Raw genomic sequence first — 11,758 nt, 5'->3', positions numbered from 1 at the left:
GGGCTGTTGCCTCGGTGTTCGTGGGGCGGTTGCCCGGGGCCGAGTGGGTGGCGGCGCCGGTGGAGCGGGCGGTGGACGCCTGGGGACCCGGGGTGGTCCCGCTGGCCGCCTGCGGGACCGCGGCGCTCGTGCTCCTGCTGCACTGCGGCCGAACGCTGACTCGGGCCTCCGCGCATTCCTATGGGGCGCCGTGAGAGTGCCCGCGCCCGCCAGCGGCCTACTTGACGCCCACCCGACCGGCGCCCGGCGGCTGAGCGTTGGGCCGACCCCACACCGTGCCCACCCCGAGCCTTTCTCTCCCGCGGGGCCGACACCGCGGGCCTTACCCCGTGAAACACGGCAACCCCTTGAAGGAGAACCCCAGATGAGCACCCTCAGCATCCGAGAATCCGACCCGGGAGCCGCCCGATGAGGGTGCTGCTGATCGGAGCCAATGGATACCTCGGCCGTTTCGTCGCCGACCGGCTGCTCGCCGACCCGGCCGTGCAGCTCACCGCGCTCGGGCGCGGCGACGACTCGGACGTACGGTTCGACCTCGCGAGCGGCAGCCCCGGCGCGCTCACCCGTTTCCTGGACGCCGTGCACCCCGGAGTCGTCATCAACTGCGCGGGCGCCACCCGCGGCGGCGCCCGCGAGCTGACCCGGCACAACACGGTGGCCGTCGCCACCATCTGCGAGGCCCTGCGCCGCAGCGGCTGCGGGGCGCGGCTCGTGCAGCTCGGCTGCGGTGCCGAGTACGGGCCGAGCCAGCCGGGGTCTTCCACCGCCGAGGACGCCGTGCCGAGGCCCGGCGGGCCCTACGGGGTCAGCAAGCTGGCCGCCACCGAGCTCGTGCTCGGGGCGGGGCTCGACGCCGTCGTCCTTCGGGTGTTCTCGCCCGCGGGGCCCGGCACCCCCGCCGGATCACCGCTCGGGCGGCTCGCCGAGGCCATGCGGCGCGCCATGCAGTCCGGCGACGGCGAGCTCAAGCTCGGGGGACTCGGCGTGCAGCGGGACTTCATCGACGTACGCGACGTGGCGCGCGCCGTGCACGCCGCCTCGCTCTCCGCCGCCCAGGGGATCGTGAACATCGGTGCGGGCCGTGCCGTACGTCTGCGTGACGCGGCCGCCGTCCTGGCGCGCGTCGCGGGGTACGGCGGAGCCCTGCACGAGCTCGACCAGGCGCCCCTGCGGCAATCCATCGGACACCCCCGCTCCGAATCCGACCACGGGAGCCCGGCCGCCTACCCCTACCCGGACGGCTGCGGCAGCTGGCAGCAGGCCGATGTGCGCACCGCGCGCGACCGCCTCGGCTGGCGCCCCCGGATCAACCTCGAAGAGTCACTCGCCGACATCTGGATGGAGGCGGCATGCCGCATCTGACCAGCACAGCCACGGGCACCGCACACACAGACGTACGACTCGGCTTCGGCGTCCCGGGCTTCGCCCACCCGCTCGTCGCCCCCGCCGAATGGTCCGAACTGACCCGGCCGGGCACCCCTTTGCACTGGGTCGTCCTGAATGTGGCGGGCGGCCCGGGGGACCGGCCCGACCCGCACTGCCTGGAGGCGGCGGGGCGGCTGCGGAACGCGGGCGTGCGTGTTCTCGGTCACCTCGACATGACGTACGGCGCACGCTCCTTCGGAGAGATCCTCTCCGACGCCCACCACTATCTCGACTGGTACCAGGTCGACGGCTTCTCCCTCGACCGCTGCCCCACCGAGCGCGCCGGGCTTCCCGAGGTGCGCCGCACGGTCACGACCTTGCGTGCGCTCTGTGACGACGCGCACATCGTCCTCGGGCACGGCACCCATCCCTATCCCGGATACGCCGAAACCGCCGACCAGTTGGTGACCTTCTCCGGCCCCTGGAGCGACTACCGCTGGTCCCAGGTGGCCGAGTGGACCGCCGACTACCCGCCCGAGCGCTTCTGCCACTTCGTGCACGGAATGCCGCAGGGCCATCTCGACGAGGCACTGCGCATCGCGCGCTGGCAGGGGGCCTCGACGATCTACTTCACCGACCGCATAGAGCGGGGCGGACCGAGCGACCCCTGGGAGTCCATGCCCGCGTACTGGGACGAAATCGTCTCGCGTATCGGAACGGGTGTCTCGGAATGAAGAAGGGCGTGGCAGTGTTACGGACAGAACAACCGTTCCGCAATAACGACCAACGGAGTCCCCGTGTCGCTGCCACCCCTGGTCGAGCCAGCATCTGAGCTCACCGTCGACGAGGTTCGCAGGTACTCCCGCCACCTGATCATCCCCGACGTCGGGATGGACGGGCAGAAGCGGCTGAAGAACGCCAAGGTGCTGTGTGTCGGCGCCGGCGGCCTCGGGTCACCGGCGCTGATGTACCTCGCCGCGGCGGGCGTCGGCACGCTCGGCATCGTGGAGTTCGACGAGGTCGACGAGTCGAACCTGCAGCGCCAGATCATCCACAGCCAGGCCGACATCGGCCGCTCCAAGGCGGCGTCGGCGAAGGACTCCGTCCTCGGCATCAACCCGTACGTGAACGTGATCCTCCACGAAGAGCGGCTCGAGGCCGAGAACGTGATGGACATCTTCAGCCAGTACGACCTGATCGTCGACGGCACGGACAACTTCGCCACGCGTTACCTGGTCAACGACGCCTGCGTGCTGCTCAACAAGCCGTACGTGTGGGGTTCGATCTACCGCTTCGACGGCCAGGCGTCCGTCTTCTGGAGCGAGCACGGCCCGTGCTACCGCTGCCTCTACCCGGAGCCCCCGCCCCCCGGCATGGTCCCGTCCTGCGCCGAGGGCGGCGTGCTCGGCGTGCTCTGCGCGTCCATCGGCTCCATCCAGGTCACCGAGGCGATCAAGGTCCTGGCCGGCGTGGGCGACCCGCTGGTCGGCCGCCTGATGATCTACGACGCCCTGGAGATGCAGTACCGCCAGGTCAAGGTCCGCAAGGACCCCGACTGCGCGGTCTGCGGCGAGAACCCCACCGTCACCGAGCTCATCGACTACGAGGCCTTCTGCGGCGTCGTGTCGGATGAGGCCCAGGAGGCGGCGCTCGGCTCGACGATCACTCCCAAGCAGCTCAAGGAGTGGATCGACGCGGACGAGAAGATCGAGATCATCGACGTGCGCGAGCAGAACGAGTACGAGATCGTCTCGATCCCCGGCGCCAAGCTGATCCCCAAGAACGAGTTCCTCATGGGCACCGCCCTGGAGGGCCTCCCGCAGGACAAGAAGATCGTCTTGCATTGCAAGACGGGTGTCCGGTCCGCGGAAGTCCTCGCCGTACTGAAGTCCGCGGGCTTCGCGGACGCGGTGCATGTGGGCGGCGGCGTGATCGGCTGGGTCCACCAGATCGAGCCCGAGAAGCCGGTGTACTGACCTGCTGGAGTCAGGCCCCGCTCGCCCTGGTGAGCGGGGCCTTTCTCATGAGCAGACCTTGCCGTCCTGCGGGGCCTTGCCGTTCAGCAGGTAGTCGTCAACCGTGTCGTCGACGCAGTCGCTTCCGCTGCCGTACGCCCCGTGGCCCTCGCCCTTCCAGGTCAGCATGACGCCTGTGCCCTTGCCGAGCTCGTCCGCCATCTTGCGGGCACCCTCGTAGGGCGTCGCCGGGTCACCGGTGTTGCCGACCACCAGGATCGGGTCCGCGTCGGGGGCGCTGACCTCGGGGGAGTCGTGCAGCCCGGCCACCGGCCAGGAATGGCACCAGCCCGCCGTGTCCCAGCCCATGAACTCGCCGAAGACCGGCGATATCTCGCGGAAGTCGGCGAGCTGCCCCTTCGCCTCCGCGGGCGTCGTCCGCTCCTTGTCGTCGCGGCAGGAGATCGAGCGCTGCGAGTGGCTCTGTGTGCTGTAACGGCCGGACGGGTCCCGCTCGTTGTAGGCGTCGGCCAGCTGTAGCAGCGCCGATCCTTCGCCCTTCTCGGCCTGCTCCAGGCCGCGGGTCAGGGCGGGCCAGCTCTGCTGGCTGTAGAGCGTGACCGTGATGCCGGTGAGCGCCAGGGACTGGGTGAGCTTCCGGACGCCCGATCCGGGCAGCGGCTTCGCGTCAAGGCGCTTCAGGAGGCGCACTATCTTCTGCGAGCCCGCCTTCGGGTCCTGGCCCGATGACTTCAGATAGTTCTCCAGGGCGCGCTGGAAGCCCCGTGCCTGGTTCTTGGCGTGGCCCACCGAGTCCGCACTCGGGTCGACGACGGCGTCCAGGGTGAGACGCCCCGCCTTCTTGGGGAACAAGTGCGCGTACGTGCCGCCCAGTTCGGTGCCGTACGAGATGCCCATGTAGTGCAGCTTCTCGTCGCCGAGGACCTGGCGCATCACATCCATGTCGCGGGCGGCCTCGACCGTCGAGACATGTCCGAGCAGCTTGCCCGAGTTCCGCTCGCAGCCCGCGCCGAAGTCGGCCGCGTCCTTGAAGTACGCCGCTTCCTCGGCCGGGGTGTCCGGGGTGAGGTCGACGGACTCCGCGGCCTGCGTCTCCTTGTCGCCGCGACAGCGCACGCCCGCGCTGCCCGCGACGCCGCGCGGGTCGAAGCTCACCAGGTCGTACCGCTCGCGCAGCTTCTCGTACCCGTCGGCGAACGACGGCAGCATGGAGACGCCGGAGCCGCCGGGACCACCGAAGTTGAACAGGAGCGAGCCGATGCGCTCGCCCTTGCCGGTGGACCGGGCGCGTATCAGGGCGATGTCGATCGTCTCGCCGTCCGGCTTCGCGTGGTCCAGGGGCACCTTCATGGCGGCGCACTGCCACTCGGAGCCCGGCGCGGGGTCCTGGCCCGACGCCTTGCAGCCGCCCCAGTCGAGCTTCTGCGTGTTGATCGAGGCGGGCAGCGTGGAGGAGGGGTCGGGCCTCGGCTCCTGCTCGGGTCCGGTCGGGGCCGGCTTGGCGTCGCCCTCACCGCCGTCCGACGAGCCGCCGCAGCCGACGGCGAGCCCCGCCACCAGGACCCCTGCGGCAGCCAGAGCTGCTGACCGTACGAAACGCGGCATGGAGCGCTTCCCCCCTTGGAAGACAGTCAAGCCATAGTAGGCGGGGCCTCTGACAGCGGCCTTGGCGGGCTTGGTCCCTTATGTGCCGCCTATGCGCAGACCGTTCCCGCCTTCGGCACCGTGCCGTCCAGCAGATAGCCGTTCACCGCGTCCCGTACGCACTTGTTCTTGCTGTCGTACGCCCCGTGGCCCTGACCCTTGTACGTCAGCTCGACGCCGACGCCCTCGCCCAGCGCCTGAGCCATCTTCTTCGCGCCCTCGTACGGCGTGGCGGGGTCGCCCGTGTTGCCGATGACGACGATCGGCGGCGTGTCCGACGCGCTGACGTCCGGATGGTCGGCGGCGCCCTGCACCGCCCAGTCGGTGCAGCCGACCATGCCCCAGGCCAGATAGTCGCCGAAGAGCGGAGAGGCCTCGCGGAACGCGGGGAGCTTCTCCTCGACGTAGTCGGCGGTGTAGCGCGCCTTGTCGTCGGCGCAGTTGATGGAGACGTTGGCGGCCTGCATGTTGCTGTACGAGCCGTCCTGGTTGCGGCCGTTCATGGCGTCGGAGAGCGTCATCAGGATCCTGCCGTCGCCGTCGTACGCCTGCTCCAGGCCGTCGGTGAGATACGGCCAGAAGTCCTTGGAGTACAGCGCCTGGGCGATGCCGTTGGTGGCGGCGGTCTGGGTCAGTTCGCGCGGCGGAAGGGCGGGCAGCGGCTTGGCGTCCAAGTCCTTCAGGAGCTTCGCGATCCGGTCCTTCACGTCCTGCGCGGTGTCGCCGACGGGGCAGTCGTCGACCTTCGACGTGCAGTCATCGGCGAAGTTGTCGAGCGCGAGCTGGAAGCCCTCGGCCTGGCCGAGCGAGCCCTGCTCCGCCGTCTCGGTGGGGTCGACGACCGCGTCGAAGACGGCGCGGCCCACCTTCTTGGGGAACAAGTGGGCGTAGACGCCGCCGAGTTCGGTGCCGTAGGAGATGCCGAAGTAGTACAGCTTGTCGTCGCCGAGCACCTGGCGCATCAGGTCCATGTCGCGGGCCGCGTCGGTGGTGCGTACGTGGGGGAGCACCTCTCCGGAGTTCTTCTCGCAGCCGCCGTTGAAGCTCTTCACGTTGTCGACGAGTTGCTTTCGCTCCGCGTCGTCGTCGGGGGTGGAGTCCCCTTGGAAGTACTCGTCGAGCTGCTCGTCGTCCTCGCACTTCACGCCCGCGCTGCGGCCGACGCCGCGCGGGTCGAAGCTCACCAGGTCGTAGCGGGTGCGCAGCTTGGCGTAGTCCTGTCCGAAGGCGGGCAGCGTGGTGACGCCCGAGCCGCCGGGGCCGCCGAAGTTGAAGACGAGCGAGCCGATGCGCCGGTCCTTCTCGCCGCTGGCCGCCACGCGGATCAGGGCGATGTCGAGGGTGTCCCCCTTGGGCTTGTCCCAGTCGAGGGGGGCCTTCATGGTGGCGCACTGCCACTCGGCGCCGCCGGGCAGCGGGGATGGGGCTTCACCGCCGCCTTCGGAGGGGGCGGGCGCGGGGCAGTCCTCCCAGTTGAGCTTCTGGGCGGACAGATCCTCGTCCTTGGCGTCGTCGCCGCCGCAGGCCGTGGCGGTCGATGACAGCAGGGCGACGGTGGCGGCCAGGACAGTGGCACGCGCCTTCAGGTTGGGCATGCCTCCCATCCTGCGGGGGGCGCGGACGGGGCGCACGGCTGGCTCGGCCTTCCGTGATCAGGCCCTCTTCTCGACGTGATCGGCCGTCATCTCAAGACGTAATCAGCCCTCTTCTTGAGAAGAGCCCCGCTTCCTATTAAGAAGAGCCCCGCTTCCTAAAGAAGGCCCTTCCTTGTCAGATGGTTGAAGTACAGCCACCCCGGAAGCACCGGAAGCCACAGCGTGAGCAGTCGGTAGAGCAGCACCGCGGGTGCCGCCACGTCCTTGGGCACGCCCACCGCGATCAGACCGAAGGTGAGCGTCGCCTCGACCGCTCCGACACCGCCGGGCGTGGGCGCCGCCGAGCCGAGCGCGTTGCCGGCGAGGAAGACCACGGCGACGCTGGCCAGGGTCAGCGGCTTCATCTCCGTAGTGCTGAACGCGCGTACCGAGGCGTCCAGGCACAGGACGAACAGCAGGGTGAGCAGCAGCATGCCGCCGATGCCGGTGAGCAGCTTCTGGGGGCGCTGCAGTACGTCCAGCATGCGCGGCACGACGCCCGCGAACAGCGAGCGCACGCGCGTGACGACGAACTTCCGCAGGAACGGGATCGCGGTCACCACGAGCACCAGGACGGCGACCGACAGCAGGCCTGCGATGACGGTGCGGGACGGCGACAGGGACGGCGTCTTCTCCGTACCGGTCAGATAGCCGAAGATCATCAGCAGCATGATGTGCGAGCCGAGCCCGAACAGCTGCGAGGCCCCGACACTGGCCACCGCGAGACCGGAACGCACCCCGGAGCGCTGCAGGAAGCGGGTGTTGAGCGCGACGCCGCCCACCGCCGCCGGGGCCACGATCTTCACGAACGACCCGGCGACCTGCGCCTGCACGGTCCGCAGGAACGGCACCCGCTCCGGCACGAAGCCGAGCAGGCTCATCGCCGCGGCGAAGTAGCTCAGCGTCGAGCAGGCCACGGCCACCGCGACCCAGCCCCATTCGGCCTCGCCCACGATCGTGCCGAAGTCGACCTGAGTGAGCTGCGAGAGCAGGAAGTACGCGCCGATGGCACCGGCGATGAAACTGATCAGCGTGCGCGGCCTGATCCGCTCGAGCTGAGCGGGCTCGACGGGCGCCTGCGGCCGGATGAGCAGCACCTGGTGGCGGATCTGGGTGAGCAGATCCTCCTCGCGCGCCTGCTCCAGGGCCACGTCTATCGCGAGCTTCTCGGCCTGCTTCTCCGCGCGCACGGCCTTGCGGTCGGGGCCCTTGGCGCCCTCGGTGGTCTCCGCCTCGGCGGCCTCGGCGGTCGCCGACGCGGCCTCGCTGCGGGCCAGCTTCTCCTTGCGGGACGCTTCGAGAACGGCCTCGCGCTCGCGCTGGGACCGCTCCCTGGCCCGCTTGCGCAGGGTGGCGCGGGTGGAGCGGGTGAGGGCGATCGGCTGGAGCAGCGGCAGACAGTCGGCGACCGTGTCGGGGCCGAGCACGTCGAGCGCGGTCGCGACCGCCCGCTCGGCGCCCACCCGCAGCCCGAAGGTGGTCAGGAGCTGGGCGATGTCCATGCGCAGGACCAGATCACCGGCGGCGATCTCACCGCCCCGCAGGTCCGTCAAGATCACCGTGCCGGAACGATCCACCAGAATCGCGTCGCCCTGGAGCCTGCGGTGCGCGATCCGCCGCGACTGCAGCGCCTGCACCTGCCGCCAGGTGTCGCACAGCAGTTCGTCGGTGATGGCGTCGTCCGGCAGCGAGTCCAGGGAACGGCCGCCCGTGTGCTCGTAAACGAGCATCACCGCGTCGGGACCGAGCTCGGAGGTGGCGATCAGCTTGGGCGCGTCGGCCCCGGCCGCGATCGCCGCGTACGCGAGGAGAGCCTCCTGCTCCAGGGCCTGGCGCAGCGACTGCAGGCTGCGGCGCTGGGTGATGCCGCGCAGCGTGAGTCTGCGCCATACGCGGTAGAAGAAGCCCTGCGCCTGCTGCTCGCGGTCGATGACCGTGACGTCCAGGGGCGGGCCGTCCTCCAGGGTGACGAAGTAGCGGCGGCCGCGGTCGCCGTGCTCCCCGCTGTCCGGGGACTCCTCGCGGGCCGCGCTCACGGGGTGGAAGCCGACGTGCCGCAGGCCGGCGAGGAGCGTCTGGCCGGTGGGCCTGACGTTCGGCGAGCCGACCGCGTACAGCGTTCCGTAGGCGACGCTCCAGCCGAGGAGCACGGTCAGGATGATCGAGAACGGCGTCGTGTAGCCGGTGACCAGCATGGTGAAGGCGTCGAGCAGCAGCACCACCCACAGCACCACGCGCCAGCGTGGTCGGCGGGACATCCCCACTGCTGTCATGTACGCGATCACCGGTGCGAGATAGCCGTGCACCGGATCGGTGAGCGCGTTCAGATCGCCGGGGGACGGCCGGGTCAGCGCCTCCTGGATGGAGTCCGGGGCGGCCCTGGCGACCCAGAGGTCGGTGGCGAGCGTCACGCCGTGCGCCAGGACGGCCGCGAGGACACCGTCGGCGATGCGCAGCCCGTCCCGTTTGATCAGGCGCTCGATGGCGAACGCGACGGGGACGAGCAGGACGCCGATGCTCGCGGTGAGGCCCGCGAACCTGATCAGCGCGTCGGGAGCCTGGTCCGTGCCCTTGTCGATGTCCTGGGCGAGACCCGACGTCGTGCCGTGCGCGAACGCGGCGATGGCGAGGACCACGGCGATCGCGAGGACGCCGACGAGCAGCCGCATCAGGTCCGAAGGACGGTGCACGCGCGCGGCGAGCAGCGGTTCGTCGCCCGCGACGCGGTCGGTGTGCGGCTCCGTGCCGTCGGCGCAGTCGTCGGCGACGAAGGCGGCGGGCGCGCCCTCTTCTCCGCTGCTTTCTCCGCTGCCTTTTCCGCCGCCGGACTGCTTCTCTTGGTCCTTCTCGTGCTTGTTCAGGGAGTGCCCACCGGTGTCCGGGTGCGACTCGGCCGCAGGGGTGCCCGCCGTCTCATCGGGGTGCACATCCTGCTGCTCCGTCGTCTCTTCTTGATCTCGTATCACCAGTCACCGCCCGCACGATGGTGGCATGTCCGACCGACAGAGGGGGGCATCAGGGTGCGATGCGGGGGCGCGAAGTGTTCCCTGGGCGCCAGTTTGTCTCGTACCGCACGCTCTGTCGCCGGACGGTCACGGTGTCGGTGGCGTACGGCAGGATGGTCCGGATGAGCGAGGAGAGCCGATCGGAGCAAGGGCTTCCGGAGTACCCAGCGTATGCGGAGCGGGTTCTCGAGGTCGCGGAGCTGATCCCTCCCGGGCGGGTGATGACCTACGGGGACGTGGCGGAGTGGCTGGAGGAGGGCGGCCCGCGGCAGGTCGGCCGGGTGATGGCCCTCTACGGAGGAGCGGTTCCGTGGTGGCGTGTGGTGCGCGCCGACGGCGTGCTCCTGTCGGGCCACGAGCTGCGGGCGCTGGACCACTACCGCGCGGAGGGCACGCCCCTGCGCGAGGCGAGCCGCGCGTCCGAAGGCCATCTGCCCCGCATCGACATGCGGCGGGCGCGCTGGGACGGCGACGCGGCGGGCGGCGGCGGTGCCGATCGCCCACAGGCTCCTCAGGCTCACACCTGACAGCTTCCGCCATCGCGCGGCCGCACGGGGGACCGGTGGCCCGTACGGGGGAAGCGGCACGTCCCGCACGCGGGCTGGCGTAGCGTCGACAGCACGCATTTCTGTCACCCCGCAGCCATCGCGCGGCTGTTTTTCGACCAGTAGACCCACCAGGACCGGCGACCCACGTGAGCTCCCCTTCATCCGCCCGGCACACCCGGCACCCGTCGCACCACCAGGTACGACAGGGGACCCCGGGCGCCTACCGACTGGTGCGTACCCCGCCGGCCCAGGTGGATCCCCCTCGTCTTGACGCACCCCAGCGCGCGGTGGTTGACCATCCCGGAGGACCGCTGCTCGTCCTCGCGGGTCCCGGTACGGGCAAGACGACGACCCTGGTGGAGGCCGTCGCCGCGCGGATCGCGAAGGGCACGGAGCCGGAGCGGGTCCTGATCCTCACCTTCAGCCGCAAGGCCGCGGTCGAGCTGCGCGACCGCATGGCACTGCGCATAGGGGCGGCGAAGGCCCCTCAGGCGACGACCTTCCACTCCTTCTGCTACGCCCTGATCCGCGCCCACCAGGACGCGGATCTCTTCGCGGAGCCGCTCCGTCTCCTCTCCGGCCCCGAGCAGGACGTGGCCGTGCGTGAGCTCCTGGCAGGCCAGATCGACCTGGAGTCCGAGGGGATCGGCCGCGTCCGCTGGCCGGACGAGCTGCGCGCCTGCCTGACGACGCGGGGCTTCGCCGACGAGGTGCGCGCGGTGCTCGCCCGGAGCCGTGAGCTGGGCCTCGGCCCTGCCGCCCTGGACGCGTTCGCCCGCCGCGCGGGGCGCCCCGACTGGGGCGCGGCGGCGGCGTTCCTCGCCGAGTACCTGGACGTGCTCGACATGCAAGGAGTGCTCGACTACGCGGAACTGGTGCACCGCGCGGTGCTGCTCGCGCGGCGCCCCGAGGTCGCGCGGGCGCTGGCCGCGCAGTACGACGCCGTCTTCGTGGACGAGTACCAGGACACGGACCCGGCGCAGGTGCGGCTGCTCGACGCGCTGGCCGGGGGCGGACGTTCGCTCGTCGCCTTCGGTGACCCGGACCAGTCGATCTACACGTTCCGGGGCGCCGACGTGAACGGCATCCTGGAGTTCCCCGCCGACTTCCCGCGCGCGGACGGCACCCCGGCCCCGGTCGAGGTCCTGACCACGTCGCGCAGGTCGGGCGCCGGTCTCCTGGACGCCACCCGGCTGCTCACCCGCCGTATGCCGCTGACCAGGCTGCCGGCGGAGAAGGTGCGGGCCCACCGGGAGCTGGCCGCTGTCCGGGACGGCGGCAAGGTCGAGGCGTACACGTACCCGACGTCCGGCGCGGAACTCGACAACATCGCGGACATCCTGCGCCGCGCGCACCTGGAGGACGGCGTCCCCTGGGGCGAGATGGCGGTCCTGGTCCGCGCGGGCGCCCACACGATCCCCACGTTCCGCCGCAGCCTCACCGCCGCGGGCGTCCCCCTCGACATAGACGGCGACGACATCGCCCTGCGCCACGAGCCGGCGGTGACACCGCTGCTGCTGGCGCTGCGGGTGGTGGCCGGGGCGGTTGTGTCGGATCCGGCTTCTGTTGAAGCGGGGGGTGAGGGC

At 70.8% G+C, this 11,758-nt stretch carries 8 protein-coding genes and 1 pseudogene; 6 read left to right on the top strand and 3 right to left on the bottom strand.

Annotated features, from left to right (window positions below; translation table 11 throughout):
• From E2651_RS44785 to moeZ, 4 genes and pseudogenes are all read left to right on the top strand, one after another.
• Positions 1 to 194, top strand: a pseudogene (locus tag E2651_RS44785) (hypothetical protein); the annotation flags it as partial.
• 214 nt (positions 195 to 408) lie between these two features.
• The gene (locus E2651_RS34330) at positions 409 to 1,362 is read left to right on the top strand and encodes an NAD-dependent epimerase/dehydratase family protein (protein WP_135335172.1); all 954 of its coding nucleotides are present in this window, start codon (positions 409 to 411) and stop codon (positions 1,360 to 1,362) included.
• A complete protein-coding gene (locus tag E2651_RS34325) occupies positions 1,350 to 2,099 on the top strand; it encodes a spherulation-specific family 4 protein (protein ID WP_135335171.1) in 750 nt (249 codons plus the stop codon). Before E2651_RS34330 ends, E2651_RS34325 begins: the two co-directional genes overlap by 13 nt.
• A gap of 63 nt (positions 2,100 to 2,162) precedes the next feature.
• Complete coding sequence (gene moeZ, locus E2651_RS34320; protein WP_135335170.1) at positions 2,163 to 3,341, top strand: adenylyltransferase/sulfurtransferase MoeZ; 1,179 nt, start codon at positions 2,163 to 2,165, stop codon at positions 3,339 to 3,341.
• A 45-nt stretch (positions 3,342 to 3,386) separates the two neighbouring features.
• Here the strand turns inward: moeZ and E2651_RS34315 are convergent, their stop codons facing one another.
• The 3 genes from E2651_RS34315 to E2651_RS34305 all read right to left on the bottom strand — a co-directional run bounded on the left by E2651_RS34315 (position 3,387) and on the right by E2651_RS34305 (position 9,585).
• Positions 3,387 to 4,946, bottom strand: a complete 1,560-nt coding sequence (locus E2651_RS34315) for an alpha/beta hydrolase (protein WP_135335169.1) — start codon at positions 4,944 to 4,946, stop codon at positions 3,387 to 3,389.
• Between the two features lie 89 nt (positions 4,947 to 5,035).
• The gene (locus tag E2651_RS34310; protein ID WP_135335168.1) at positions 5,036 to 6,580 is read right to left on the bottom strand and encodes an alpha/beta hydrolase; all 1,545 of its coding nucleotides are present in this window, start codon (positions 6,578 to 6,580) and stop codon (positions 5,036 to 5,038) included.
• Between the two features lie 155 nt (positions 6,581 to 6,735).
• Positions 6,736 to 9,585, bottom strand: coding sequence for a lysylphosphatidylglycerol synthase transmembrane domain-containing protein (locus E2651_RS34305; RefSeq protein ID WP_135335167.1), 2,850 nt, complete (start codon positions 9,583 to 9,585; stop codon positions 6,736 to 6,738).
• A gap of 161 nt (positions 9,586 to 9,746) precedes the next feature.
• Between E2651_RS34305 and E2651_RS34300 the strand changes: the two genes are divergently transcribed.
• A complete protein-coding gene (locus tag E2651_RS34300) occupies positions 9,747 to 10,151 on the top strand; it encodes an MGMT family protein (protein WP_280922820.1) in 405 nt (134 codons plus the stop codon).
• Positions 10,152 to 10,318: 167 nt separating this feature from the next.
• Positions 10,319 to 11,758 (top strand): ATP-dependent helicase (locus E2651_RS34295; protein WP_135335165.1); only part of this gene is annotated, 1,440 nt, incomplete at its 3' end.

It is taken from the genome of Streptomyces sp. MZ04 (genome assembly GCF_004684775.1).
Lineage (GTDB): Bacteria > Actinomycetota > Actinomycetes > Streptomycetales > Streptomycetaceae > Streptomyces.
Note: the sequence above shows the minus strand (reverse complement) of the source record. Positions and strands in the feature narration are given on the sequence as shown.